Origin of the sequence: Rathayibacter sp. AY2B3, from assembly GCF_002931755.1 — a bacterium.
Taxonomy (GTDB): Bacteria; Actinomycetota; Actinomycetes; order Actinomycetales; family Microbacteriaceae; genus Rathayibacter.
Genome location: NZ_PSUG01000002.1, coordinates 19,468 through 42,810 on the forward strand (window position 1 = coordinate 19,468; position 23,343 = coordinate 42,810).

Sequence of the window (23,343 nt, forward strand, 5' to 3'; positions counted from 1 at the left end):
GAATCGTGTGCGAGCAGGACGGAGCGGCGTGAGCAGGCAGGACGGCACGGCGTGAGCGAGCAGGACGGCACCGCATGAGCAAGCAGGACGGAAGCGGGCGCCAGGTCACGACGGAGCCCTTCGACGACCCTCGCGCGAGCATCATGCACATCGACATGGACGCGTTCTTCGCTTCCGTCGAGCTGCTCGACCGGCCGGATCTGCGGGGGAGGCCGGTCATCGTCGGCCACCACGGGGCGCGCTCGGTCGTCACGGCGGCGACCTACGAGGCGCGCCGCTACGGCGTCAACTCGGCGATGCCCATGGCGGTCGCCCTCCGCCGCTGCCCGCAGGCCGTGGTCCTCGAACCGCACATGGAGCGCTACCGCGAGGCCTCTCGCCGCGTGATGGCGATCTTCGACTCCTTCACGCCGCTGGTCGAGCGCCTGAGCATCGACGAGGCGTTCCTCGACGTCGCGGGGGCTCGCCGCATCTCCGGCTCCCCGTTCGCGATCGGCACCGAGATCCGCCGCCGGGTGCACGCCGAGCTCGGGCTGACGTGCTCGGTCGGGATCGCCAGCACCAAGTTCGTCGCCAAGCTCGCCTCCGGCCGCTCCAAGCCCGATGGCCTGCTGGTCGTCCCTGCCGACGGCGTCCGCGAGTTCCTCGATCCGCTGCCCGTGAGCGCGCTGTGGGGAGTCGGCGCGAGCACGGAGGAGGCGCTCGTCCGCCGCGGTCTGCGCACCGTCGCCGACGTCGCGACCACTCCGCTGCCGTCGCTGGTGTCCGCCCTCGGCGAGGCGACCGGGAGGCGCCTGCACGCCCTGGCGAACGGGGTGGACCCGCGGCCTGTCGACACCCGCCAGATCGAGAAGAGCGCCGGACACGAGATCACCTTCGCCGACGACGTGGCCGATCCGGAGCTCGTCCGCCGCGAGCTGCTGCGGCTCTGCGACAAGGTCGCCGTGCGCCTGCGCCGATCCGGAGTGCGCTGCCGCACCGTCGCGGTGAAGGTCCGCTTCGGCGACTTCAGCACCCTCACCCGCTCCCGCACGCTCGTCGAGGCGACGGACGTGGCCCGCGTCCTCTACGAGGCCTCCTCCGCGCTGCTCGACGCGGCCAACCCGATGCGGCGGCCCGTGCGGCTGATCGGCGTGCGCGGCGAGCAGCTCATCGAGGGCGACGACGTCGCGTTCTCCCTGTGGAGCGACTCCGACGACTGGCGCGACGCGGAGCTCGCGGTCGACGGAGTGGCCGCCCGCTTCGGCTCCGGAGCCGTGCGTCCCGCCTCGCTCCTGTCGCGGTCGGCTCCCGAGTCGGCCAAGGGGATCGACCTCAGCGACACGCTCGCTACGCGGAGCCGATCGTCAGACTGATCGGGCGGTGGTCCGAGCCGTTCGGCGGCAGGACCGCGACGGTCGCGGCGGTGACGCCGTCGGCGAGCGCGTGGTCGAGCGCGACGAGCGGCAGCAGCGACGGCCACGTCGCCGGGAAGCCGACTCCGCCCGTGCGGACGAGGCCCGCCTCCGCCAGTACCGGAGCGAAGAGGTGGTCGTCCGTCGGCGTGTTGAAATCGCCGATGACCAGCGTCCGCTCCGACTCGTCGTCGCGGAGAGCTGTGGCGAGGTTCGAGAGCATGGTGTCCCGCTCCTCGTGGTCGCCCGGCCGGAACGAGGCCAGGTGCACCACGAACAGGCGTGCGCTGCCGACCGGTGTGTCGACGTCGACGGCGAGCGCGCGCTCCCAGCCGAGACCGAGGTCGAGCGGCTCCTGCGCGGTCAGCTCGGTGCGGCTCCAGACGCCGACGGTGCTCGAGACGGACGAGTACGGGTACTCGTCGGCCAGCTCGGCGTCGACCGCGTCCACGGCGTCTCCGTCGAGCTCCTGCAGCGCTATCACGTCGGGGCCGCGGGCGGCGAGCGAGGCGGCGAGCTCACCCGCGTCGCCGCTCGTCTCGATGTTCTGGCTGACGACGGTGAAGGAGCCGGACCGCACGGCCGGCGCCGGCAGCGCGACCGGCAGCACCAGCACGCCGTAGACCATCGCCAGCACGGTGACCGCGGCCGCCGTCCTGCGCGATCGGAGGGCCGCCGCGGCCGCGATGAGGAGCAGCACGACCAGCCCCGTCCACGGGATCCCGACCTCGAGGACCGACAGCCAGCCGATCGGATCGGGCAGCGCGCGGTGGAAGGCGAGGAAGGCGGCGAGCACGAGGCTCGCGACCGCCACCACGGCCGAGCGCACGGGGCGGCGGCGGGTGCGGGCGGACATCCGTCGATCATGACAGCAGGTCCCCGGAGGTCCATGGACGAGTCCTGTGCGCCGCGGCGGGCCGCTTGTCGCCGCGGAGAGCCGCGGAGTACCGTCGCACCATGCCCAACATCGCAGTCTCCCTGGCCGACACCGTCACCACCGCGGGTACCGCGACCATCTACGGCGAGCCCGTCACCGTCGACGGCGTCTCGCTCGTCCCCGTCGCCCTCCGCTGGTTCGGCTTCGGCGGAGGCAGCGGCTCCGAGGACGGCCAGGAGGGCGGCGGCGGAGGCGGCGGCGCCACGGTCATCCCGATCGGCGCCTACATCAAGGACGACCTCGGCCTGCGGTTCCAGCCGAACGTGATCTCGGTCCTCGCCGTCGGCATCCCCTTCGTGTGGGTGACCGGCAAGGCCCTCGCGCGCATCATCCGCGCCCTCAAGAAGTAGTCGGAGCGGCCCCGCGTCAGCTGGCGCGCTGCTGGCGCGCGGGGTACCACTTCTTCTTCGTCCGGCCGAAGCCGACGATCAGCCGCTCGGCGTCGTCCGGCCGGCGGGGGTCGTAGATCACCGCGGCGGGCTCGCCGGCCATCCACGCGTCGCCGCGCCTCAGCGGATACTTCTGCGCGCGCTTCTCCACACCCTCCGCGGTCCGGTAGACGACCAGGAGCCTGCCCAGATCCCGCGCCGAATCGCGGTCGCCGCGCGACGGATCCGGCCCGACGACGCGCGCCGGCACCCGCGTGCCGTAGCTGAGCAGCTCGCGCCGGATCCGCGCACGGCGCTGCCAGAGCAGGGCCTGCAGCAGGACGATCAGCAGCACGGCCAGGACGACGACCACCGACCACGACATGACGTCTATGATTGCGGACGAACACGGGAGTCCGGTGCACCGGGCTGAGAGGAAGGCAGCAGCCTTCGACCGTCGAACCTGATCTGGGTCATGCCAGCGAAGGAACGTTTCGATCTCCTCTTACCAACCCGTGCCCTCCATTCGCTTCCACGAAAGGGCACGTCAGTGCAGAACACGAACGCGCAGAACACGAACGCGCAGAACACGAACGCGCGAAACACGAACGCGCGAAACACGAACGCGCGAAACACGAACGCGCGAAACACGAACGCGCGAAACACGAACGCGCAGAACCTCACCTCCTCCGGCCCGGCCCGGCGCGATCTGCGCTGGCGGGTCGTCGACATCGTGGTGGCGAGCGTCGTCGCCGTCGCGAGCGGGATCGTCTTCTGGGCGTGGGGCCTGGCGACGAACGTCCTCGGCCTCGCCTTCGAGTTCCTGCCCGGACTCGGCGGTCTCCTCGGCGGCGGCTGGCTCTTCGCCGGTGTCCTCGGCGGCCTGATCATCCGCAAGCCCGGAGCGGCGCTCTACACCGAGCTGGTCGCCGCGGCCGTGTCGGCTCTCATCGGCACCCAGTGGGGCTTCACCGTGCTGATCTCCGGACTCGTGCAGGGACTCGGCGCCGAGATCGTCCTGGCGCTCTTCCTCTACCGCAGCGGCCGTCCGCTCGTCGCGATGCTGGCCGGCGCCGGTGCCGGGCTGGCCCTCGCGATCAACGACCTGCTGTCGTACTACGCCGTCAACGACGCGCTGTTCAAGACCGTCTACGTCGCCTCCTCGATCGTCTCGGGCGCGCTCCTGGCCGGGCTGCTGTCCTGGTTCGCGGTGCGGGGGCTCGCAGCCTCGGGAGCGCTGGACCGCTTCGCCTCGGGGCGCGAGGGCCGGACGGTCGAGGGAGCCGGCGCGGGCGCTCGATGAGCGGCGCCTCCGTCCGGGCGCGGGGCTGGAGCTGGCGGCACGCGGGACGCTCCCGCGACGCCCTCACCGGTCTCGATCTCGCGCTGGAGCCGGGGGAGCGCGTGCTGCTCCTCGGCCCGTCCGGCGCGGGCAAGAGCACGCTGCTGCACGCCCTGGCCGGCGTCCTCGGCGGGGAGGAGGACGGCTCCGCGGCCGGCGAGCTCGAGATCGACGGAGCGGCGCCGCTCACCCGGCGCGGTGCAGCAGGGCTCGTGCTGCAGGATCCGGACACCCAGGCGGTCCTCGCGCGGGTCGGCGACGACGTCGCCTTCGCCTGCGAGAACCTCGGCGTGCCGCGCGAGGAGATACCCGGACGAGTGCGGGAGGCGCTCGGCGACGTCGGACTCGACGTGCCGCTGGACCACTCCACCTCGGCGCTCTCGGGCGGGCAGAAGCAGCGGCTCGCCCTGGCGGGTGTGCTCGCCATGCGTCCGCGGCTCCTGCTCCTCGACGAGCCCACCGCCAACCTCGATCCAGACGGCGTGCGCGAGGTGCGGGCGGCGGTCGAGCGCACGGCCGCCCGCACGGGAGCGACGCTGATCGTCGTCGAGCACCGGGTCGACGTCTGGGTCGGCCTCGTCGACCGGGTCGTGGTGCTCGGGCGGGACGGCGCGGTCGTCGCCGACGGCGCTCCGGCGGAGGTCCTCGATCGGGCGCACGACGTGCTCCGCGCCTCCGGCGTCTGGCTGCCGGGAGACGTCCCCGCCCGGCGCGCCGCGAGCGCGCTGCCGTCGCCCGCCGCCCTGAGCGCCCAGGGCCTCGCCATCGGCCGGCCCGTTCTCGGGCGCCGCCGCGCGAGCGTCGTGGCCTCCGGGCTCGACCTCGCCGTCGACACCGCGCGGGCCACGGCCGTGCTGGGACCCAACGGCGCGGGGAAATCGACCCTCGCGCTCACGCTGGCCGGCCTCCTGCCGCCGGTCGCGGGGCGGGTGACCGCCTCCGAATCGCTCCGCGCCGGTGCGGGCCCCGAGCCGATCCGCTGGACCTCGGCCCAGCTCGCCGGACGGATCGCGATGGTGTTCCAGGAGCCGGAGCACCAGTTCCTCACCGCCCGTGTCCGCGCCGAGCTCGCGCTGGGCGCCCGCGACGAGGCGGAGCGGCATCGGGCGGAGGAGCTCTTGGAGCGGCTCGGCCTCGCGCACCTCGCCGACGCCAACCCCTTCACCCTCTCCGGAGGCGAGAAGCGGCGACTGGCCGTCGCGTCCGCTCTCACCCGGTCACCGTCCGTGCTCGTCCTCGACGAGCCGACGTTCGGGCAGGACCGCCTGACCTGGGAGGTGCTCGTCGATCTCCTCGCCGAGCAGCGCGACGCAGGCACGGCGGTGCTCGCCGTCACCCATGACGAGGCGCTGGTCGCCGCCCTCGCCGACTCGGTCCTCACCCTCGGCGTCCGCGAGGCGGTGTCGGGATGACGCTCCTCGACTCCGTTCCCGCGCGCAGCCGGATCGCCCGCGCCAACCCGGTCGCCAAGCTCCTCGCCAGCCTGGTGATCGCGTTCGCGCTCCTGCTCACGGTGGATGCGGTCTCCGCGGCGACCGCGCTGGCGCTCGAGCTGCTGGTTCTGCCCTTCGCAGGGCTCCGCGCGGGAGAGCTCGTGCGGCGGACGGCTCCCGTCTGGATCGCGGCTCCGCTCGCCGGCTTCTCGACGGTCCTCTACGGGCGCGACAGCGGCGCCGTCTACGCGGAGTTCCTCATCGTCTCGGTCACGGAGGGATCGGTCGCCCTCGGGCTGGCCATCGCGCTGCGCGTCCTGGCGATCGGCCTGCCGAGCGTGGTCCTGATCGCCACCACCGACCCGACCGACCTCGCGGACGGCCTCGCGCAGATCCTGCGCCTGCCCTCGCGCTTCGTTCTCGGCGCTCTCGCCGGCATGCGGCTCGTCGGCCTGCTCGTCGACGACTGGCGCACCCTGTCGATGGCCCGCCGGGCCCGAGGGGTCGCCGACGGTCGCGGGCCCGTCGAGGCGCTCCGCAGCCTCGCGGCCCGCACGTTCTCGCTGCTCGTGCTGGCCATCCGCCGGGGGAGCAGACTCGCGACGGCGATGGAGGCGAAGGGCTTCGGCTCCGGCATCCCGCGCACCTGGGCGCGGCAGTCGCGCCTCGGATCCGGCGATGTCCTGCTGCTCGCGGGCGGGGTGCTCATCGCGGCCGTCGCCGTGACCGCCTCCGTCGTCACCGGCTCCTGGAGCTTCGTCCTGCATGGCTGAGCGGATCCCGCCGCTCACGGATCGGACGGCGCGCGACCTCGCCCGCTCCGTGATCGCCCGGCGCCGGCGGACGGTGCTGCTGGACGGACCGAGCGGCTCCGGCAAGTCGACGTTCGCGCGCGCGCTGGTCGAGCAGCTCCGTCTCGTGCCGGCGGCACCGTCCGTCGTGCTCGTGCGGATGGACGACCTCTACCCCGGCTGGACGGGCCTGGACCGGGCGTCGCGGGAGACGGCCGCGACGCTCGTCCGCCCCCACGGTCTCGGCCTCGCAGCGCACTGGCGGCCCTGGAACTGGGCCGCGGAGACGACGGCCGGGTGCCGCGTCGTCCGCGAGACGCTTCTGGTGCTGGAGGGCTGCGGGTCGGCCGGCGCCGCCGCGCGCCGTCACGCCGATCTGGTGGTCTGGCTCGAAGCCGACGACGACGTGCGGCGGACGCGTGCGCTCGACCGCGACGGCGAGCTCTTCGCTCCGCACTGGGACGCGTGGGACCGCGACTTCCGCTCCTACTGCGCTCGGGAGCAGCCCCGGGACCACGCCGACCTCGTGCTGGACACGGGCGGCGCGGGAGCGGTGCGCGGCTGAGGGGTCCCCTCCCAGCGCGGCGACGCGCGGAGGCCGGTGGGAGGCTCTCCTTCGGCGGCGATCAGGCCCAGCCGAGCTCGTGCAGCCGATCGTCGTCGATGCCGTAGAAGTGCGCGATCTCGTGGACGAGCGTGACGTGGATCTCGTCGCGCAGCGCGTCCAGATCGTCGCACGCGGCGAGGTGCGGCTCGCGGAACAGCACGATGCGGTCGGGCATCTCGCCGAAGCCGTAGCGCTCGCGCTCGGTGAGGGCGACGCCGTCGTAGTAGCCGAGCAGATCCAGAGTCCCGTCCTCGGGCCGGTCCTCCACGACGAACACGACGTTGTCGAGCCCGTCGACCATGTCGTCCGGGAGCGCGTCGAGCTCGGAGACGACCAGGGCTTCGAAGGCGTTCTCGTCCAGCTCGAGCATCCGGGACCTCTCTGCGTCGGCGATCGCTGCCGTTCGCCGGATGTGCGAAGAGGCCCGGAGTCGGAACTCCGGGCCTCTTCCGCTGCATGCACAGCCACTGGGGTGAGTAACGGGGCTCGAACCCGCGACCTCCTAGACCACAACCAGGCGCTCTGCCAACTGAGCTATACCCACCAGGAGCGTGTTCCGACGGGGCGACCCGCCGAAGCAACTGTACGAGAGTACTACATCCGCGAGGCGAACTCGTCCACGACGGCGGCCGACACGGCCTGCACCTCGGCGGTGCTCGGCCCCGGCTGCTCCACGAACACGGCCCGGCGGTAGTACTGCAGCTCGCGGATGCTCTCGAGGATGTCGGCGAGGGCGCGGTGGCCGCCGTGCTTCTGGGGCGCGTTGAAGTAGATGCGCGGGAACCAGCGGCGTGCCAGCTCCTTGATCGTGCTGACGTCGACGTTGCGGTAGTGCAGGTGGCCGTCGAGGCGCGGCATGAACTTCGCGAGGAAGGCGCGGTCGGTGCCGATCGAGTTGCCGGCGAGGGGGGCCTGCTGCTCCGCCGGGACGTGCTTGAGCACGTACTCGAGCACCTCGTACTCGGCCTCCGCGACGCTGACGCCGGAGGGGATCTCGACCAGCAGGCCGGAGGTCTCGTGCATCGACCGGACGAAGTCGCCCATGTTCTCGAGCGCCGTCGCGTCGGGCCGGATGACGAGGGAGAGCCCCTCGTCGAGCGGGTTCAGCTCGAAGTCGGTGACGACGACGGCGATCTCGACGAGCTCGTCGACGGAGAGGTCGAGCCCCGTCATCTCGCAGTCGATCCAGACAAGACGGTCGGGGGCGCTACTCATGCGGGGCAGTCTATCGGCGGCCGCCGACACCCGGTCCGGCCGCCCCGCTCCTCCTACACTGGATCCTCGTGATCACGCTCGCCTGCTGCCTCCTGATCGTCAACGCCGTGTGGAACGCGATCGTCTGGCCGCCCTTCCTCCGCCGCGTCCGCAAGGACCCGCGGGCGCGGGACGCGGACGGCCGCGCCACGACCTTCCTCCGCGTGCACACCGTCCTCATCGGCGTCTCGCTCGCCCTCGCCGTCGTCTCCCTGGTCGTGGGAGTGCTGGGACTCGTCCGGGGCGCCTAGACCCCGGCGGGCGCGGCCCCCGCGCTTCGGTATCGTGGTCGGAGTCCGCCCCCGTAGCTCAGCGGATAGAGCAGGAGCCTTCTAATCTCTTGGTCGCAGGTTCGATTCCTGCCGGGGGCACCATCGGATCGGGAGCGCGCCGGTCGCCGTCCCGGGTCCTCTTCCGCGATGGCCCGTCGATCATCGACGACGCGTCGCACTCGTCTTCGGGCCGCGCCTCGGGCGGCAGCGGGCTCCTTCGAGGAGTGACGCCCGGCACCCACGGGGTTTTCCTCCGCTCCGGTGCCCCTCGGACGAGGACTCGCGGTCGCTGCACCAATAACACACCGGCAAATCGGAGGCAACACCGGCGTGTTTCCCACCCGATGTCGTTTGAGTGTCAGTCAGGCACCTAGTCTTGGGGTGTCCGGAATTACAACGACGTAACGAACGGAGGTACGACCATGCTGCTCCTCGCCATCCTCGGTGGAATCGCCGTCGCGTGGACGATCGTCGCGGCGCCACTCGCCGTACTGGTCGGCCGAGTCGCCCGTGCACGTGATGCACACAGCTAGTCAGTACACGCACCGCCCGCACCACGGAGAAGGCCCCGATCGCACTCGCGATCGGGGCCTTCTCTCGTCCGCCGGGGCGGCTCAGACCGACGTGTGCTCCTCGCGGCGGTCGTCGTCCGAGGCGGGACGTTCGAACCGGGTCTCGTCGGCTCGCACCACGGCGTCGTCGTCGGCTTCCGCCGGTACGACCGGACGGTCCCCGTTCTCCTGCGCAGAGGGGATCGCGTCGGGCTCCGCGTCCGAGGACTGCGGCTGCTCCGGGGACGGAGCCGAGCGCTGCGGGTCGACGGGCGGCAGCTCCTCGACAGGGCGCTCGCGCGAGGGCACCTCCAGGCGGTCGACGTCGGCGAGCAGGCGGCGGGTCTCCTCCTGCGAGGCGTCCCCGGCCGACGCGGGGAGGACGATCGTGGGCGTCTGCGGGGCTGCGCCGGACGCGGAGCCCGCACCGACGACGACCGGCGCGACGGCGGTCGGCGGAGCGGCCGCGGGAGCGGTGCGCTCCGGCGCGGACTCGCCGGCGCTCGCGACCCGATCGGACGACGGTGCGGACTCGGCGGAGCGGTCGCGACCGGTCTCCGAGAAGCGCCAGCGCTCGAGGTCGGCGAGGAAGGCCTTCCGGGCGCGTCCGGGCTTGTCCCGCCACTGCACGAGACGGTCGCGGAACTCGCCCACGCTGGCCTGCGTCTGGTAGCCGCCGGTGCTCGACGTGTGCTTCAGCTCGGCGAGCTCGTGAGCAGCCCAGTTGGCCGCGACTCCGGAGCCCTTGACGGGCAGGAGGCGCAGGTGGGTCTCGGCCTGCGCGGACGCGCGGTCGCTGAGGACGCGCTCCGGGCTGCTGAGGACGTTCCACGCGGAGGCGTCGACCGCGGCGTCGACGAGCGTGGCGATGACCGCGTTCTTCCGCTCGTGGTCCTGCTGGCGGATCAGTCGCGCGATCGACGCGCGGAAGACGGAGCCGATCACGATCGCTCCGACCACCACGGCCAGCAGGACCACAGCGGCCGTGAAGACCGCCTGGTGCCCGTCGCTCGTGCGGATCCAGGACATGAACTCGTTCCACCACTGCATGGGGCGAACGCTATCCGGGGCGGTCGCCGCGGCCCGGTCGGCACGCCGCCGACCGGGCGGATCGGCGCGTCAGGCGACGCGGAAGACCTCGATCGCGTCGTCGACGCTCCAGAACTCGCCGAGCTCGGCGCCGGCGGGCATGCCCGCTCTCAGCAGCCGGGCGCGGTACCGCTCGCCGAGCGGATCCTCGACCAGCTCGATGTGACCGACGACGGCGCCCGAGCCGGTGCTCACGCGCCACAGCCGGGCGTTGACCCGGGTGAGCGTCGGCGGGGTGCGGGTGGCGTGCAGCGTGGACAGGGACATCGGTTCCTCCTGCTCGAGTCTCGGAGCACCCACCGGCCGAGTGCTGTCGCAGACTACGGCGGACCACCGACATCCCCGCCGGCGCGTCAGCGCAGGGTCGTGCCGTGCACCGCGAACTCCTCGATCGCGTCGGTCTCCTCCTGCGAGAGGGGGCCGGCGTCCAGCGCGGCGACGTTCTGCTCGAGCTGCGCGACGCTCGACGCGCCGATGATGGCGCTCGTGACGGTGGGCACCCGGAGCACCCAGCTCAGGGCGAGCTGGGCCAGCGACTGGCCGCGCTGCTGCGCGATCGCGTTCAGGCCGCGGGCCCGCGTCAGGTACGCCTCGTCGATCCGGTCGGAGGAGAGGAAGCGCGACGTCGCCGCTCGGGACCCCTCCGGCACGGTGCCGTCGAGGTAGCGGTCGGTCAGGAGCCCCTGCGCCAGCGGCGAGAAGACGATGCAGCCGGTGCCGAGCTCGTCGAGCACCGGGAAGAGGCCGTCCTCGGGTCCGCGGTCGAAGAGCGAGTAGCGGGGCTGGTGAAGGAGGAGCGGGACTCCGCTGCCCGCCAGAGCCGCCTGCGCGGCCCGGGTCTGCTCGGGCGAGTAGTTGGAGATGCCGGCGTAGAGCGCCTTGCCCGACTCCACCGCCGAGACGAGAGCGCCCATCGTCTCCTCGATCGGAGTCTCCGGGTCCGGCCGGTGCGAGTAGAAGACGTCGACGTAGTCGACGCCGATCCGCTGCAGGCTCTGGTCGAGCGAGGAGAGCAGGTACTTGCGCGAGCCGCCGTCCCCGTACGGGCCGGGCCACATGTCGTATCCGGCCTTGGACGAGATGACGATCTCGTCGCGGTACGGGCGGAGGTCCTCCGCGAGGATGCGGCCGAAGGCCGTCTCGGCGGCACCGTACGGCGGTCCGTAGTTGTTCGCGAGGTCGAAGTGGGTGACGCCCAGGTCGAACGCGCGGCGGAGGATCGCGCGCTGCGTGTCGAGGGAGCGGTCGGATCCGAAGTTGTGCCAGAGGCCCAGCGACAGGGCGGGCAGCAGCAGACCGCTCCGTCCGGTGCGTCGGTAGTCCATGCGGTCGTAGCGGGCGGCGGCGGCGTCGTAGCTCACGCCGCGACTCTATTGCAGGGGGAGGATCCGCGGAATGCAGGGGGCGGGGAGCGTGTTGGACCGACTGACGCCTCCGGCACCCCGGACGCGTCGACGCGACAGGAAGTGAGTCACACGCAATGCGCACATTCGTACTCGCCGGAGGATGCTTCTGGTGTCTGGACGCCGTCTACCGCGTCCTCGACGGCGTGACCGACGTCGTCTCCGGCTACACCGGCGGCCGCACGACCGAGCCCGACTACGAGGACGTCTGCTCCGGGCGCACCGGTCACGCCGAGGCCGTCGCCGTCACGTTCGACCCGGACGTCATCCCCGAGCAGGTGATCCTCGACGTCTTCTTCACCCTGCACGACTCGCGTCAGCTGAACCGCCAGGGCAACGACGTCGGCACGCAGTACCGCTCGGCGATGTTCTACTCCTCCGACGAGGAGAAGGAGCTGTTCGAGTCGGCGCGCGACCGCGCGTCCGAGTGGTGGGACGGACCGATCGTCACCGAGATCTCGCCGCTGGGCGTCTACTACCCGGCCGAGGACTACCACCAGGACTTCTTCGCGAAGAACCCGGGCCAGGGCTACTGCATGGCGGTCGCGCTGCCCAAGGTGAACAAGATCCGCACGTCCTACTCGAGGTACATCACCGCGTCGTGACGTTCCTCCACAGGGGACGATCCGCTCGTCCTCTCCTCAGAAGGGCCCGCCTCCACCTCGGAGACGGGCCCTTCGTCGCGACACTGGCCCTGCGGCGCCCGAGCGGTACCAGCCCCCTCCGCCCGGGCGCCGTCCCCGTCGCAGCCGTGGCGGGGCAGGAGTAGAGAGGACACGACCATGACCGACACCCTGACCGTCATCGGGACCATCGGCACCGAGCCCCGGAGCATCGACACCTCGAGCGGGACCGCGATGACCAGCTTCCGGCTCGCTTCGACGCAGCGGCGCTACGACCGCTCGGAGCAGCGCTGGGTCGACGTCTCGACCAACTGGTACACCGTCACCGCCTTCAACGGCCTGGCCGGCAACGCGCTGTCCTCCCTCTCGCGCGGCGACCGGATCCTCGTCACCGGGCGGCTCGGGGTGAGGGCCTGGGAGGCGGGAGGCAAGACCGGCACCGACGTGGTCCTCACCGCCGAGGGCATCGGGCACGACCTCGCCTGGGGGACCAGCAGCTTCACGAAGACCGTCGGGCGCGCCTCCGCTCCCGCCCCCGCCGCCGAGCCGGCGTGGAGCGAGGAGGCGCCGCGCGAGGGCGCCCCGGCGGCGGACTGGGGAGCGGCGGGCCACGACCGCGGCGATGCGGCACCCGAGCCGCCGGTGGCGGTGGGCGTCGGCGGAGGCGCTCCCGGTCTCTCGGTAGGATCCGGGGAGACCCCGTTCTGATCCGGGGGACCGGAGCGAGAGCCGTCCCGGTCGGGAGGAGCCGGGCGTGACACGGAACCGAGCGGCCCGCATCGCGCTCGCGCTCGGCGGTCTCGCCGTCTGCCTCGCCGGCTGCACGTCGCCGTCGGCGCCGGACCCCGTGGTCTCCTCCTCCGCGGCCGAGGCGCCGGCACCCGTGGAGTCCACCGCACCCGTCGCCTTCGTGCCGGGCGGGACGACCGAGCAGAACCTCCCGGTCTTCGAGCAGACCCTCCGAGCTGCGGCCGAGCCCGATCCGGAGGTGAGCGGCTCGAGCGTCGTCGACGCGCTCGTGGCAGCGGGGTTCTCCCGCGAGTCGATGCAGCTGACGGCCGACGAGACCTCGGTCGGGCTCGACGCGGACTCGGTGCAGGTCTCCGTCAAGCTCGGCGAGTCGTGCCTCATCGGCCAGTACGGCCCGAAGAGCGGCGGGGTGCGGGCGGTGATCGCGGCACCGATCGCGACCGGCGCGTGCCTGGTCGGCCGGACCGTCCCGATCGAGGGCTGACGCGCCGGCGTCGATCGGCAACGGTTCGACCCCGCGCCCCGGTCGGGGACGGAAAGGGCGAAAGGATCCTCGACACCGTCCCCCTCCCTCGGTCGCGAAGGGGTCGAGGCGCCGTCCGCCATGCCCGGAGGACCACGTCGACCGGTGCGGATCCGAGCATCGACGCCCACTCTCATGACGGGGCGGCCGGCGGGGGAGGCGGTCGGCGCCGTCCCGCCCTTCCCTCAAGGCTGCTCCGCACGGTTAGGCTGCCCTGACCGACACGTGTGCCCCAGCGCGGGCACAGGGTCGGACGTGCCGACGGGAGCGCTCGGCACGAGGACCACGACGAGGGGGAACTCGCCATGACCACATCCCGACCGCAGACGACGACGCGAGCGAGGTGGATGCGCACCGCCCTCGCGGTAGCGAGCACGGCAGCCGTCGTCCTCGGAGTGACGACAGGAGCCGGAGCGGCCGCCGCCGCGGAGAGCCGGATGGTCGCTCTGACGAGCCCCTACAACTGGTCGACCACCGAGACGTTCTCGGCCGCCCAGATCAGTCCCGTCGCGGGCGACGTCACCGGGCTCGACGTCACGCTGTCCGACTCCGCTCGGCCGACGGGTTCCTACCCGGCGTTCACGACCTACAACTGGGCGATCGGGGACTACGACCTGGTCGGCTCGGCGAACCTCGCATCCGGGAGCCGCAGCTTCCGCATCGACCTGAAGCAGCCCCTCGCCTCGTTCGGCGGCGGGACCGTCGCTCTGCAGATCACCGCGCAGAAGCAGCCGATCAAGAACCCCCGGGAGCCGATCGGCCAGCCGGTCGACAGCGGTTACGAGCTGACCACGTCGGCCACCCTCTCCGTCGCCGGAGCCTCCGGCAGCGGCGGCGTCGGCGGGGTCGACCTCAGCGGGACCGCGCAGACGCTCCAGCGCAGCGCCGCGTACTTCGCGTACAGCAACGCCGCCGAGGTGCCGGAGGTCAAGGGCGGCGACACCGTCGTCCTCGAGTCCAACCAGCCCGGCTTCTACGACCTGCAGGGACTCGCCGCGTACGTCGGATCCAGCAGGACCGAGCGGATCCCCGCCCAGGTGACCGCGGACAACGACCAGTCCAAGGTCACCGTGACGATCCCCTCCAGCGCCTACGACGCCTACAAGGACCGCGCGAGCAGCCTGCTCCAGGTCACCGGCGTCAGCAACGGCAGGGTGCAGCAGCCCCGCGGAGCGACCATCACATCGGACGCCGCGGTCCGCGTCACCGGAAGCGGACCCACCACCCCGCCCGTCACCCCGACGCCCACGGCCACCGCGACCACCCCGCCGGTGACGCCCGCGCCGACCACCACTCCGACGGCTCCGCCCGCCGGCTCGCCGGTCGTCTCGCGCATCTCGGGCTCCGACCGTCAGGGCACCGCGGTCGAGGTGTCCAAGCGCACCTTCCCGGCGAACGTCCCCGTCGTCTACGTCGCCACCGGGCAGAACTTCCCGGACGCGCTCAGCGCCGGACCCGCCGCGGCCACGGCGGGCGGGCCGCTGCTCCTGGTCGACCGCGACTCGATGAGCCAGGTCGTCCGCACCGAGCTGACGCGCCTCAAGCCCGCGAAGATCGTCGTCGTCGGCTCCGAGCTCAGCGTCGGCAGCCAGGTCTACAGCGACCTGGCCGGGTACGCGACCAACAGGAACATCACGCGCCTCGGCGGAGTCGACCGCTACGACACGTCGAAGAAGATCCTGCAGTACGCCTTCCCCGCCGGCTCCTCGAGGGCCTGGCTGGCGACGGGCGAGAAGTTCCCCGATGCTCTGAGCGCCAGCGCCGCGGCCGGCGCGAAGGACGCTCCGGTGGTGCTGACCAACGGCACCGGCTCCACGGTGGACCCCCTCACCCAGCAGATCATCAGCGGCCTCAAGATCAGGACGCTGACCATCGCGGGATCCTCGCTCTCGGTCAGCGACGGCATCGAGCGCTCGATCACGGGCCCGTCGATCACCCGCATCGGCGGGACCGACCGGTACGACACCTCGGAGAAGCTGAACAAGGCGGCCTTCACCTCGGCGGAGACCGTCTACCTCGCGACCGGTGAGAAGTTCCCCGACGCCCTGGCCGGCGCCACGGCGGCGGGCTTCACCGGGAGCCCGCTCTTCGCGGTCCAGCCCACCTGCGTGCCCCGGGCGGTCCTCGCCGACATCTCCGCGTCCAAGGCGACTCAGGTGATCCTGCTCGGCAGCACCGACACGCTGTCCGAGGCGGTGGAGCGCCTGACGCCCTGCAGCTGATCCGCACCGTCGGCCGCTGACGAGATCCGCCCTCCCCACCGGCTCCGGCCGGAGCGGAGGGCGGATCTCGTCAGCGGCGGTCCCTCCGACGCGGACCGGCGAGTTCCCGTTATCCTCGTCTGGTGCGGACGGTCCCGCGGCCCGCGCACCGCGTCGGCCGGGGCCCGGCGTCCCGCCCCGGTCCGAGCCTGCGTCAGCGCCTCCGCGCGGAGCAGGGGACCGGCGGGCGAGGCGACTCCGCGCAGACCGACGGACTTGAGGACTGGGTATGGCTGAATACATCTACTCGATGGTGCGCGCGCGGAAGGCGGTCGGTGACAAGCTGATCCTGGACGACGTGACCATGTCGTTCCTTCCGGGAGCGAAGATCGGCGTGGTCGGGCCCAACGGCGCCGGCAAGTCGACGATCCTGAAGATCATGGCGGGGCTGGACACGCCGAGCAACGGCGAGGCGCGGCTGAGCCCGGGCTACACCGTCGGCATCCTGATGCAGGAGCCCGAGCTCGACGAGACCAAGACGGTGCTCGAGAACGTCCAGGAGGGCGTGGGCGAGATCAAGGGCAAGATCGACCGCTTCAACGAGATCTCGCTCGCGATGGCCGACCCGGACGCGGACTTCGACAGCCTCCTCGCCGAGATGGGCACCCTGCAGGAGGCGATCGACGCCGCCGACGCCTGGGACCTGGACTCGCAGCTCGAGCAGGCGATGGACGCCCTGCGGACCCCGCCGGGGGACTCCCTCGTCACCAACCTCTCGGGTGGCGAGAAGCGCCGCGTGGCGCTCACCAAGCTCCTCCTGCAGAAGCCCGACCTGCTGCTGCTCGACGAGCCCACCAACCACCTCGACGCCGAGAGCGTGCTCTGGCTCGAGCAGTTCCTCTCGAAGTACCCCGGCGCCGTGCTCGCCGTCACCCACGACCGGTACTTCCTCGACAACGTCGCGGAGTGGATCGCCGAGGTCGACCGCGGCCACCTCTACCCCTACGAGGGCAACTACTCGACGTACCTCGAGAAGAAGAGCGCCCGCCTGGAGGTCCAGGGCAAGAAGGACGCCAAGCTCGCCAAGCGCCTCACCACCGAGCTCGACTGGGTGCGCAGCAACGCCAAGGGCCGCCAGGCCAAGTCGAAGGCGCGCCTGGCGCGCTACGAGGAGATGGCAGCGGAGGCCGAGAAGACGCGCGTGCTCGACTTCGAGGAGATCGTCATCCCCGTCGGCCCCCGCCTGGGCTCCCAGGTCATCGACGCGAAGAAGCTGCACAAGCAGTTCGGCGAGCGCGTCCTGATCGACGACCTGAGCTTCACCCTGCCCCGCAACGGCATCGTCGGCGTCATCGGCCCGAACGGCGTCGGCAAGACCACGCTCTTCAAGACGATCGTCGGCTTCGAGCCGCTGGACTCCGGCGACCTCAGGATCGGCGAGACGGTCGACATCTCGTACGTCGACCAGAGCCGCGGCGGCATCGACCCGCAGAAGAACCTGTGGGAGCTCGTCTCCGACGGGCACGACTACATCACCGTCGGGAAGACCGAGATCCCCTCCCGCGCCTACGTCTCGCAGTTCGGCTTCAAGGGCCCGGACCAGCAGAAGAAGGCCGGCGTCCTCTCCGGCGGCGAGCGGAACCGCCTCAACCTCGCGCTGACGCTCAAGCAGGGCGGCAATCTGCTCCTGCTCGACGAGCCCACCAACGACCTCGACGTCGAGACCCTGGGCAGCCTCGAGAACGCGCTCCTCGAATTCCCGGGCTGCGCCGTGGTCATCACGCACGACCGGTGGTTCCTCGACCGGATCGCGACCCACATCCTCGCCTACGAGGGCACCGAGGAGGATCCGGCCAACTGGTACTGGTTCGAGGGCAACTTCGAAGCCTACGAGGAGAACAAGATCGAGCGCCTCGGCCCGGACGCGGCGAAGCCGCACCGCTCCGCCTACCGCAAGCTCACCCGCGACTGATGCGCCTTCACGTCGCCATCCCGCTGCGCTGGTCGGACTTCGACGCCTACGCGCACGTGAACAACGCCGAGATGCTGCGCCTGCTCGAGGAGGCGCGCATCCAGGCGTTCTGGAAACCGGACTCGCCGCAGCCCGGCGGGATGGCGACGGCGGTCCTCGACGCCCGGCCGGGCGCCGAGTCGATCAGCCTCATCGCCCGGCAGGAGATCGAGTACCTCGCGCCCATCCCGTACATGCGCGCGCCGATCGACGTGGAGCTGTGGATCGGGCGGATCGGCGGCGCGAGCCTCGAGGTCTGCTACGAGCTCTACTCGCCCGCCGGCGTCGTCCCGCGGGTGCTCTTCACGAAGGCGGCCACCACTCTGGTACTGGTCACCGCCGCGACGGGCAGGCCCCAGCGCATCCCCGAGGAGCTCCGCGAGGCGTGGGGCCCCTACGTCGAGGAGCCCATCACCTTCTCGAAGCGGGGCTGAGCTCAGCCCAGGGGGACGCGGACCATGCCCTCCTGGGCGACGCTCGCCACGAGCACGCCCTCCTGGGTGTAGATCCGCCCGAGCGAGAGTCCGCGTCCGCCGGACGCGCTCGGCGCCTCCTGCACGTAGAGGAGCCACTGGTCCACGCGCGCGGGGCGGTGCCACCACATCGCGTGGTCGAGGCTCGCGATCCGCAGGCCGGGCGTCGTCCAGGCCGCGCCGTGCCGGCGGAGCGTGGATTCGAGGATCGTGTAGTCGCTCGCGTAGGCGAGGGCGGCGCGGTGCAGCATCGGATCGTCCGGCAGCGGTCCGAGCGAGCGCATCCACACGCTCTGGTGCGCGACCCGCTCGGGGTCGGCCCGGAGGTAGACCGGCTGCTCGACGTGCCGCACGTCGAAGGGGCGCTGAGTGGCCCAGAAGCTGCCGACCGGGTGGTCGACGCCCGCGAGGATCTCGGCGGTGCTCGGCAGCGACTCCGGGTCGGGGATCCCCTCCGGCATCGACGCCTGGTGGTCGAGGCCCTCGTCCTCGGTCTGGAACGAGGCGATCATCGAGAGGATGGGGCGGCCGTTCTGGTAGGCCTGCGTCCGCCGCGTGCAGAAGGAGCGGCCGTCGTGGATCCGGTCGACCGAGAACGTGATCGGCAGGGAGACGTCCCCGGGGCGGAGGAAGTACCCGTGCATCGAGTGCACGGAGCGCCCCTCGACGGTGCGACCGGCTGCGATGAGCGACTGCGCGAGGACCTGGCCGCCGAAGACCCGCCCCTCGGGCATCCACTGCGAGGGACCCGTCGAGATGTCCTCGCTGGTGCGGGCGCCGGTGTCCGTCAGGTCGAGCGCGGTGAGGAACGAGGACAGGGGATCGGGCACGGTACCTCCGGGGTGTCGGTCGGTGGGGCGAACGGCCTCGGGTAAGTTTATCGACGCGATGAGTTCGTCCTTCTCCCTGGCGGATCCGCCGAGCCTGTCGGATCTGCGCGTCTTCCTCGGCCGTTCGGCTCGGGTCGAGGACGGTGCGGTCCGGCTCCTCGCCGACGACCACGTGCTGGCCGCCTACACCCCGATCCTCCAGCCCCGCGGTCTGCTGGACCGCTCCGCGACCGTGCTGGGCCTGCGCGTCTTCGCGCTCGACGAGCCCGCCGGCTTCGACCGGGTCGTGCCGATCCGAGCGCTGTCGGACCGTCTCGCCCGGCTGCAGTGGGAGCCGGGCGGAGCGGACGGCAAGCCGGTCGTGCTGCCCGACGGCGACGACGCGACGGCGGGGCCCTGGGCGGGTGTCTCCCCGCCTCGCGGCGGCTGGGCCCGGCGGGAGCCCGTGGACCCCGGCTTCCTGGAGCGTGTGGCGCGCGAGGGGATCGACGAGATCGCGGCGGCCGTCGGCTCCGAGACGGGCGAGCAGATCGTCGGACGCGTGCGCTCGAGCGTCTGGGGCCGACCGCTCGTCGGCCTCGAGGACGTCCCCGCGGGAGCGGCGTTCGCCCTCTTCGCGCTCGGGTTCCTCGGCGCCGACGACCCCGTGGCCCTGCTCGAGAGCGGCGCCTGGCGCCGGCTCACCTCGCGCCGCGGGCACGTGCTGGTCCGCACCCCGGGCTGAGCGGCTACTCCTCGAAGGTGTTCACCATCGCGTGGGCGGCGCGCTCCAGGTAGTCCCAGAGCAGGGCGTCATCGGCCGGAGCGAGCTCGAGATCGTCGACGGCGGTCCGCATGTGCTGGAGCCAGTGGTCGCGGGCTTCGGGGTTGATCCGGAAGGGCTGGTGCCGCATCCTCAGGCGCGGGTGCCCGCGCTCCTCGCTGTACGTGCCCGGTCCGCCCCAGTACTGCTCGAGGAAGCCGGTGAGGCGCTGGATCGCGCCCTCGAGGTCGTGGTCGGGGTACATCGGCCAGAGCACCTCGTCCTCGCGGACGCCCTTGTAGAACCGACGGACGAGTCGCTCGAACGTCGGCCGACCGCCGAGGTGCTCCCAGAAGCTGCGCAGCGGAGGAGTTCCGCCGATCTGCAGGCCGCTCACGAGCGCGGTCCCGTCGGACCGGAGGTGCCGCCGCCGTCCTGAGGTGGCGTTCCGCTCCCGCGCCGCAGCGCCCGGGGGAGCCGCACGGGCTTGCCGTGCTCGGTGCTGATCGTGGGGGAGGGCGTGGTCCGCGGCGGCTTGGCGCCTCCGACGCTGGTCGCTCCCTCGAAGCCCTCGAGGACGACGGTGGCCAGCGAGGGGAGCTTCACGTCGAGCGCGTCGAGCGACCTCTTCAGGCGCAGGCGCAGCTCGCGGGCGACGTCGTCCTTCGCGGTGGTGCGGGTCTTGACCACGACCCGGATGACCAGGGCGTCGTCGGCGATGGACTCCAGGCCCCAGAGCTCCGGCTTGTCGATGATCCGGGCCCGCCAGCGGCTGCTCGCCGCCAGCTCGTTCGCGGTGGCGAGGACCGTGGACTGCACCTGCTCGAGATCCGTCTCGTAGGGCACGGCCAGGTCGACGATGACGCGCGACCAGCCCTGCGACATGTTCCCGACCCGGACGATCTCGCCGTTCCGGACGAACCAGAGGGTCCCGTTGACGTCGCGGATCTGCGTCACACGGACGCCGACCGACTCGACCACGCCCGTCGCCTGCCCCGTGTCGACGACGTCGCCGACCCCGAGCTGGTCCTCCGCGACCATGAACAGTCCGTTCAGGACGTCCTTCACGATGTTCTGAGCGCCGAAGCCCAGGCCCGCGCCGAGGGCGGCGGTCAGCAGGGCGAAGGAGCCGATGAGGTCCTTGTCGATGGTCGTCACGATCATCACCAGGGCGATCACGACGATCAGGATCGAGCTCAGGTTGTTGAGGATCGACCCGAGCGTGCGCGTGCGCTGCACGACCCGCACGGCCGCGAGCGGCGACGCGGCGATCGACTGGGTGTCCTCGACCCGCTGGCGGCGCTTCACTCCCGACACGATCTGGTCGACGACGCGGCCGATCATGAAGTGGGCGATGACGCGCACCAGCAGCGCGCCCAGCACGATCCCGAGGATCGCGACCACCTTCCAGAAAGGCTCGGACTCGAAGAAGGAGACGGTGGCGGCGACAGGGTCCGGGGTGGAGGTCTGAAGAAGCAGCATGACCGCTCCAGGCTACGGGACGCCTCCCTCCGAGTCGGGTGCACGGGCCCCGAGCGCGTATAGATTCGAAGCGGGTCCGCTCGGACCCGGACACCGCCCTGGGAAGGACGCCCGATGCTCCACTCCACCCGGACTCCCGCCGAGAAGCGCCGCCTCTTCCGCGAGCGCCTCGCCTCGGGCGAGCTGCTGCAGCTGCCCGGCGCGTTCACTCCGCTCTCCGCGCGCCTCATCGAGGCGAAGGGCTTCGACGGGATCTACGTCTCGGGCGCCGTGCTCTCGGCCGAGCTGGGGCTCCCGGACATCGGGCTCACCACGCTCAGCGAGGTGGCCGGCCGCTCGCAGCAGATCGCGCGCCTGACCGACCTCCCGGTCCTCGTCGACGCGGACACCGGCTTCGGCGAGCCGCTGAACGTCGCGCGCACGGTGCAGATGCTCGAGGACGCCGGAGTGGCGGGGCTGCACATCGAGGACCAGGTGAACCCCAAGCGCTGCGGGCACCTGGACGGCAAGGCCGTCGTCGACGAGGCGACGTCGGTGCGGAGGATCGCGGCGGCCGTCGACGCGCGCCGCGACTCCGATCTGGTGATCATGGCCCGCACCGACATCCGCGCCCTCGACGGCCTGCCTGCCGCGATCGACCGCGCCAAGCGCCTCGTCGACGCCGGAGCCGACGCGGTGTTCCCCGAGGCGATGCGCGACCTGTCCGAGTTCGAGGCCGTGCGCGCCGCGATCGACGTGCCGATCCTCGCCAACATGACCGAGTTCGGCAAGAGCGAGCTGTTCACCGCGCAGCAGCTCGCCGACGTCGGCGTGAACGTCGTGATCCACCCGGTCTCGCTGCTCCGGATCGCGATGGGGGCCGCGATGCGGGCGCTAGACGCCCTCAAGGCCGAGGGGTCGCTCCGCTCGGAGGTCCCGGGCATGCAGACGCGCGCCGAGCTCTACGAGCTCCTCGACTACGCGTCCTACAGCCGCTTCGACGAGAGCGTCTTCGACTTCTCGCTCGCCGACCACTACGGCGCCTGAGCGCGCCGACCCGCACGAACCGGCGGCGCCCCCCGGCGCCGCCGCCCGCCTCTCGCGAAGGAGCGAAGGATGAGCACGACCGATCAGGACATCCGCAAGGGACTCGTGGGGGTCGTCGTCGACACGACGGCCGTCTCGAAGGTCGACCCGGCGTCGAACTCACTGCTCTACCGCGGCTACCCCGTGCAGGAGCTCGCGGCGGGGACCTCGTTCGAGGACGTGGCCTGGCTGCTCTGGCACGGCGAGCTCCCGACTGCGGAGGAGGCGGCCGGGCTGGCGGCCGTGGAGCGGTCCCACCGCGGCCTGGCCCCCGAGGTGCGCACCGTGATCGACCTGCTGCCGCTGTCGGCGCATCCGATGGACGTGGTGCGGACGGCGGTGAGCGTCCTGGGCGCCCTCGACGAGGATGCGGACGCCGACGCTCCCGAGGCCGTGCTGGAGCGCTCCGTGCGGCTCTGGGCGGCGCTGCCCGCGATCGTCGCCTACGCCCAGCGCCGCCTGCGCGGTCTCGAGCCGATCGAGCCGCGCGACGACCTCGACTACTCCGAGAACTTCCTGTGGACGACCTTCGGCGAGGTGCCGGAGCCGGTCGTCGTCGACGCGTTCCGCGTCTCCCTAGTGCTCTACGCCGAGCACTCCTTCAACGCCTCGACCTTCACGGCCCGCGTCGTGACGTCGACGCTGTCGGACGTCTACTCCGCGGTGACCGCCGCCGTGGGAGCGCTCAAGGGCCCGCTCCACGGCGGGGCGAACGAGGCCGTGCTGCACGTGCTCGACGAGGTCGGGACCGGACCGGAGGCGGACCGGCGGTCCCGCGAGTGGCTCGCCGAGGCTCTCGGGCAGCGCCGGAAGGTCATGGGGTTCGGCCACCGGGTCTACAAGTCCGGCGACTCGCGGGTGCCGACCATGGACGCCGCTCTCCGGCGGCTCGCCGAGCACGAGGGGGCCGGCGAGCTCATGGAGCTCTACGACGCTCTGGCCGAGGCGATGGCCGAGCGGACGGGGATCCTGCCGAACCTCGACTACCCGTCCGGCCCCGCCTATCGGCTGATGGGGTTCGACACCGAGATCTTCACGCCGCTGTTCGTCGCGGCGCGCGTGGTGGGCTGGACCGCCCACGTGATCGAGCAGCGGGGCTCGAACGCGCTCATCCGGCCGCTGTCCGCCTACGACGGGCCGGAGCGCCGCTCTGTCCCGCAGCGCTAGGCGCCGGAGGCGCGGCGAGCGCCGTCCGGTCCCGC

The 23,343-nt window shown here is 72.1% G+C and carries 26 protein-coding genes, 2 tRNA genes and 1 riboswitch; of the genes, 17 read left to right on the forward strand and 11 right to left on the reverse strand.

Annotated elements, in window-relative coordinates; genetic code table 11:
* Positions 1 to 74 precede the first annotated feature (74 nt).
* The gene (gene dinB, locus C5C24_RS01325) at positions 75 to 1,355 is read left to right on the forward strand and encodes a DNA polymerase IV (RefSeq protein WP_104304114.1); all 1,281 of its coding nucleotides are present in this window, start codon (positions 75 to 77) and stop codon (positions 1,353 to 1,355) included.
* Here the strand turns inward: dinB and C5C24_RS01330 are convergent.
* Positions 1,330 to 2,250 (reverse strand): endonuclease/exonuclease/phosphatase family protein, encoded by a 921-nt coding sequence (locus tag C5C24_RS01330; RefSeq protein ID WP_104280537.1) that lies wholly within the window; start codon positions 2,248 to 2,250, stop codon positions 1,330 to 1,332. The two genes, dinB and C5C24_RS01330, sit on opposite strands and share 26 nt — an antisense overlap.
* Positions 2,251 to 2,351: 101 nt before the next feature.
* Here C5C24_RS01330 and C5C24_RS01335 point away from each other — a divergent pair, with 101 nt between their 5' ends.
* Complete coding sequence (locus C5C24_RS01335) at positions 2,352 to 2,681, forward strand: hypothetical protein (RefSeq protein ID WP_104223724.1); 330 nt, start codon at positions 2,352 to 2,354, stop codon at positions 2,679 to 2,681.
* 16 nt (positions 2,682 to 2,697) lie between these two features.
* On the opposite strand, the gene C5C24_RS01340 is transcribed toward C5C24_RS01335, so the two are convergent.
* Positions 2,698 to 3,084: a DUF3592 domain-containing protein gene (locus tag C5C24_RS01340; RefSeq protein WP_104304115.1), complete on the reverse strand. Its 387-nt coding sequence runs from the start codon at positions 3,082 to 3,084 to the stop codon at positions 2,698 to 2,700.
* Positions 3,085 to 3,098: 14 nt separating this feature from the next.
* A riboswitch (TPP riboswitch) is annotated at positions 3,099 to 3,206 on the forward strand.
* 43 nt (positions 3,207 to 3,249) lie between these two features.
* On the opposite strand from C5C24_RS01340, the gene C5C24_RS01345 reads away from it, so the two are divergent.
* Genes C5C24_RS01345 through C5C24_RS01360 form a run of 4 tightly spaced genes read left to right on the forward strand, consistent with a single transcriptional unit; the run spans position 3,250 to position 6,830 of the window.
* On the forward strand, positions 3,250 to 4,002 hold the full coding sequence (locus C5C24_RS01345; protein WP_374955316.1) for an ECF transporter S component: 753 nt from the start codon (positions 3,250 to 3,252) through the stop codon (positions 4,000 to 4,002).
* Positions 3,999 to 5,453 (forward strand): ABC transporter ATP-binding protein, encoded by a 1,455-nt coding sequence (locus C5C24_RS01350; RefSeq protein ID WP_104280538.1) that lies wholly within the window; start codon positions 3,999 to 4,001, stop codon positions 5,451 to 5,453. Before C5C24_RS01345 ends, C5C24_RS01350 begins: the two co-directional genes overlap by 4 nt.
* Positions 5,450 to 6,247: an energy-coupling factor transporter transmembrane protein EcfT gene (locus C5C24_RS01355; protein WP_104304116.1), complete on the forward strand. Its 798-nt coding sequence runs from the start codon at positions 5,450 to 5,452 to the stop codon at positions 6,245 to 6,247. Before C5C24_RS01350 ends, C5C24_RS01355 begins: the two co-directional genes overlap by 4 nt.
* Entirely contained in the window at positions 6,240 to 6,830 is a 591-nt protein-coding gene (locus C5C24_RS01360) for an AAA family ATPase (protein WP_146082489.1), read from the forward strand. The genes C5C24_RS01355 and C5C24_RS01360 overlap by 8 nt, the downstream gene beginning before the upstream one ends.
* Positions 6,831 to 6,891: 61 nt before the next feature.
* On the opposite strand, the gene C5C24_RS01365 is transcribed toward C5C24_RS01360, so the two are convergent.
* From C5C24_RS01365 to orn, 3 genes are all read right to left on the reverse strand, one after another.
* Positions 6,892 to 7,242 carry a metallopeptidase family protein gene (locus C5C24_RS01365; RefSeq protein ID WP_104276029.1) on the reverse strand — a complete coding sequence of 117 codons (351 nt, stop codon included), beginning with the start codon at positions 7,240 to 7,242 and terminating at the stop codon, positions 6,892 to 6,894.
* A 98-nt stretch (positions 7,243 to 7,340) separates the two neighbouring features.
* Positions 7,341 to 7,416: transfer RNA gene (locus tag C5C24_RS01370), tRNA-His, on the reverse strand.
* A 50-nt stretch (positions 7,417 to 7,466) separates the two neighbouring features.
* On the reverse strand, positions 7,467 to 8,087 hold the full coding sequence (gene orn, locus C5C24_RS01375) for an oligoribonuclease (RefSeq protein WP_104276030.1): 621 nt from the start codon (positions 8,085 to 8,087) through the stop codon (positions 7,467 to 7,469).
* Between the two features lie 68 nt (positions 8,088 to 8,155).
* Between orn and C5C24_RS01380 the strand changes: the two genes are divergently transcribed.
* Together C5C24_RS01380 and C5C24_RS01385 are read left to right on the forward strand one after the other, a co-directional pair.
* The gene (locus tag C5C24_RS01380) at positions 8,156 to 8,377 is read left to right on the forward strand and encodes an SCO4848 family membrane protein (protein ID WP_104223717.1); all 222 of its coding nucleotides are present in this window, start codon (positions 8,156 to 8,158) and stop codon (positions 8,375 to 8,377) included.
* Positions 8,378 to 8,424: 47 nt separating this feature from the next.
* Positions 8,425 to 8,500 (forward strand) — tRNA-Arg (locus tag C5C24_RS01385).
* A gap of 512 nt (positions 8,501 to 9,012) precedes the next feature.
* Here the strand turns inward: C5C24_RS01385 and C5C24_RS01390 are convergent.
* From C5C24_RS01390 to C5C24_RS01400, 3 genes are all read right to left on the reverse strand, one after another.
* Complete coding sequence (locus C5C24_RS01390; RefSeq protein ID WP_104304117.1) at positions 9,013 to 9,999, reverse strand: hypothetical protein; 987 nt, start codon at positions 9,997 to 9,999, stop codon at positions 9,013 to 9,015.
* A gap of 69 nt (positions 10,000 to 10,068) precedes the next feature.
* Entirely contained in the window at positions 10,069 to 10,305 is a 237-nt protein-coding gene (locus tag C5C24_RS01395) for a hypothetical protein (protein WP_104223715.1), read from the reverse strand.
* 86 nt (positions 10,306 to 10,391) lie between these two features.
* Positions 10,392 to 11,363 (reverse strand): aldo/keto reductase, encoded by a 972-nt coding sequence (locus C5C24_RS01400; protein WP_104280677.1) that lies wholly within the window; start codon positions 11,361 to 11,363, stop codon positions 10,392 to 10,394.
* A gap of 155 nt (positions 11,364 to 11,518) precedes the next feature.
* Here C5C24_RS01400 and msrA point away from each other — a divergent pair, with 155 nt between their 5' ends.
* The 6 genes from msrA (at position 11,519) to C5C24_RS01430 (ending at position 17,983) form a co-directional block, all read left to right on the forward strand.
* Complete coding sequence (msrA, locus tag C5C24_RS01405) at positions 11,519 to 12,046, forward strand: peptide-methionine (S)-S-oxide reductase MsrA (RefSeq protein WP_104304118.1); 528 nt, start codon at positions 11,519 to 11,521, stop codon at positions 12,044 to 12,046.
* Between the two features lie 177 nt (positions 12,047 to 12,223).
* On the forward strand, positions 12,224 to 12,772 hold the full coding sequence (locus C5C24_RS01410; protein ID WP_104276034.1) for a single-stranded DNA-binding protein: 549 nt from the start codon (positions 12,224 to 12,226) through the stop codon (positions 12,770 to 12,772).
* Between the two features lie 46 nt (positions 12,773 to 12,818).
* Positions 12,819 to 13,298, forward strand: coding sequence for a DUF6993 domain-containing protein (locus tag C5C24_RS01415; RefSeq protein ID WP_104276035.1), 480 nt, complete (start codon positions 12,819 to 12,821; stop codon positions 13,296 to 13,298).
* Between the two features lie 344 nt (positions 13,299 to 13,642).
* Positions 13,643 to 15,559, forward strand: coding sequence for a cell wall-binding repeat-containing protein (locus C5C24_RS01420; protein WP_146082490.1), 1,917 nt, complete (start codon positions 13,643 to 13,645; stop codon positions 15,557 to 15,559).
* A 268-nt stretch (positions 15,560 to 15,827) separates the two neighbouring features.
* Positions 15,828 to 17,510: an energy-dependent translational throttle protein EttA gene (ettA, locus tag C5C24_RS01425; RefSeq protein ID WP_104304119.1), complete on the forward strand. Its 1,683-nt coding sequence runs from the start codon at positions 15,828 to 15,830 to the stop codon at positions 17,508 to 17,510.
* Positions 17,510 to 17,983, forward strand: a complete 474-nt coding sequence (locus C5C24_RS01430) for a thioesterase family protein (RefSeq protein ID WP_104223707.1) — start codon at positions 17,510 to 17,512, stop codon at positions 17,981 to 17,983. The genes ettA and C5C24_RS01430 overlap by 1 nt, the downstream gene beginning before the upstream one ends.
* A gap of 2 nt (positions 17,984 to 17,985) precedes the next feature.
* On the opposite strand, the gene C5C24_RS01435 is transcribed toward C5C24_RS01430, so the two are convergent.
* Entirely contained in the window at positions 17,986 to 18,852 is an 867-nt protein-coding gene (locus C5C24_RS01435; RefSeq protein ID WP_258065003.1) for an acyl-CoA thioesterase II, read from the reverse strand.
* Positions 18,853 to 18,910: 58 nt separating this feature from the next.
* Here C5C24_RS01435 and C5C24_RS01440 point away from each other — a divergent pair, with 58 nt between their 5' ends.
* Positions 18,911 to 19,576 carry a hypothetical protein gene (locus C5C24_RS01440; RefSeq protein WP_104280544.1) on the forward strand — a complete coding sequence of 222 codons (666 nt, stop codon included), beginning with the start codon at positions 18,911 to 18,913 and terminating at the stop codon, positions 19,574 to 19,576.
* A 4-nt stretch (positions 19,577 to 19,580) separates the two neighbouring features.
* Here the strand turns inward: C5C24_RS01440 and C5C24_RS01445 are convergent, their stop codons facing one another.
* Positions 19,581 to 19,991, reverse strand: a complete 411-nt coding sequence (locus C5C24_RS01445; protein ID WP_374955317.1) for a globin — start codon at positions 19,989 to 19,991, stop codon at positions 19,581 to 19,583.
* The gene (locus C5C24_RS01450; RefSeq protein ID WP_104276040.1) at positions 19,988 to 21,076 is read right to left on the reverse strand and encodes a mechanosensitive ion channel family protein; all 1,089 of its coding nucleotides are present in this window, start codon (positions 21,074 to 21,076) and stop codon (positions 19,988 to 19,990) included. The genes C5C24_RS01445 and C5C24_RS01450 overlap by 4 nt, the downstream gene beginning before the upstream one ends.
* Before the next feature lie 114 nt (positions 21,077 to 21,190).
* Between C5C24_RS01450 and prpB the strand changes: the two genes are divergently transcribed.
* Positions 21,191 to 22,102, forward strand: coding sequence for a methylisocitrate lyase (gene prpB, locus C5C24_RS01455; RefSeq protein ID WP_104276041.1), 912 nt, complete (start codon positions 21,191 to 21,193; stop codon positions 22,100 to 22,102).
* Positions 22,103 to 22,171: 69 nt separating this feature from the next.
* The gene (locus tag C5C24_RS01460) at positions 22,172 to 23,308 is read left to right on the forward strand and encodes a bifunctional 2-methylcitrate synthase/citrate synthase (RefSeq protein ID WP_104280545.1); all 1,137 of its coding nucleotides are present in this window, start codon (positions 22,172 to 22,174) and stop codon (positions 23,306 to 23,308) included.
* Positions 23,309 to 23,343: the final 35 nt, after the last annotated feature.

What these genes read in the sequence shown, in the direction of transcription:
- C5C24_RS01360 (WP_146082489.1), top strand. Translation starts at nt 6,240, where the DNA reads ATGGCTGAGCGGATCCCGCCGCTCACGGATCGGACGGCGCGCGACCTC.
- C5C24_RS01395 (WP_104223715.1), bottom strand. Translation starts at nt 10,305, where the DNA reads ATGTCCCTGTCCACGCTGCACGCCACCCGCACCCCGCCGACGCTCACC.
- C5C24_RS01430 (WP_104223707.1), top strand. Translation starts at nt 17,510, where the DNA reads ATGCGCCTTCACGTCGCCATCCCGCTGCGCTGGTCGGACTTCGACGCC.
- orn (WP_104276030.1), bottom strand. Translation starts at nt 8,087, where the DNA reads ATGAGTAGCGCCCCCGACCGTCTTGTCTGGATCGACTGCGAGATGACG.
- C5C24_RS01355 (WP_104304116.1), top strand. Translation starts at nt 5,450, where the DNA reads ATGACGCTCCTCGACTCCGTTCCCGCGCGCAGCCGGATCGCCCGCGCC.
- C5C24_RS01400 (WP_104280677.1), bottom strand. Translation starts at nt 11,363, where the DNA reads ATGGACTACCGACGCACCGGACGGAGCGGTCTGCTGCTGCCCGCCCTG.
- C5C24_RS01420 (WP_146082490.1), top strand. Translation starts at nt 13,643, where the DNA reads ATGACCACATCCCGACCGCAGACGACGACGCGAGCGAGGTGGATGCGC.
- C5C24_RS01450 (WP_104276040.1), bottom strand. Translation starts at nt 21,076, where the DNA reads ATGCTGCTTCTTCAGACCTCCACCCCGGACCCTGTCGCCGCCACCGTC.
- msrA (WP_104304118.1), top strand. Translation starts at nt 11,519, where the DNA reads ATGCGCACATTCGTACTCGCCGGAGGATGCTTCTGGTGTCTGGACGCC.
- dinB (WP_104304114.1), top strand. Translation starts at nt 75, where the DNA reads ATGAGCAAGCAGGACGGAAGCGGGCGCCAGGTCACGACGGAGCCCTTC.
- C5C24_RS01440 (WP_104280544.1), top strand. Translation starts at nt 18,911, where the DNA reads ATGAGTTCGTCCTTCTCCCTGGCGGATCCGCCGAGCCTGTCGGATCTG.
- C5C24_RS01330 (WP_104280537.1), bottom strand. Translation starts at nt 2,250, where the DNA reads ATGTCCGCCCGCACCCGCCGCCGCCCCGTGCGCTCGGCCGTGGTGGCG.
- C5C24_RS01340 (WP_104304115.1), bottom strand. Translation starts at nt 3,084, where the DNA reads ATGTCGTGGTCGGTGGTCGTCGTCCTGGCCGTGCTGCTGATCGTCCTG.
- C5C24_RS01410 (WP_104276034.1), top strand. Translation starts at nt 12,224, where the DNA reads ATGACCGACACCCTGACCGTCATCGGGACCATCGGCACCGAGCCCCGG.
- C5C24_RS01390 (WP_104304117.1), bottom strand. Translation starts at nt 9,999, where the DNA reads ATGCAGTGGTGGAACGAGTTCATGTCCTGGATCCGCACGAGCGACGGG.
- C5C24_RS01460 (WP_104280545.1), top strand. Translation starts at nt 22,172, where the DNA reads ATGAGCACGACCGATCAGGACATCCGCAAGGGACTCGTGGGGGTCGTC.
- prpB (WP_104276041.1), top strand. Translation starts at nt 21,191, where the DNA reads ATGCTCCACTCCACCCGGACTCCCGCCGAGAAGCGCCGCCTCTTCCGC.
- ettA (WP_104304119.1), top strand. Translation starts at nt 15,828, where the DNA reads ATGGCTGAATACATCTACTCGATGGTGCGCGCGCGGAAGGCGGTCGGT.
- C5C24_RS01350 (WP_104280538.1), top strand. Translation starts at nt 3,999, where the DNA reads ATGAGCGGCGCCTCCGTCCGGGCGCGGGGCTGGAGCTGGCGGCACGCG.
- C5C24_RS01335 (WP_104223724.1), top strand. Translation starts at nt 2,352, where the DNA reads ATGCCCAACATCGCAGTCTCCCTGGCCGACACCGTCACCACCGCGGGT.
- C5C24_RS01365 (WP_104276029.1), bottom strand. Translation starts at nt 7,242, where the DNA reads ATGCTCGAGCTGGACGAGAACGCCTTCGAAGCCCTGGTCGTCTCCGAG.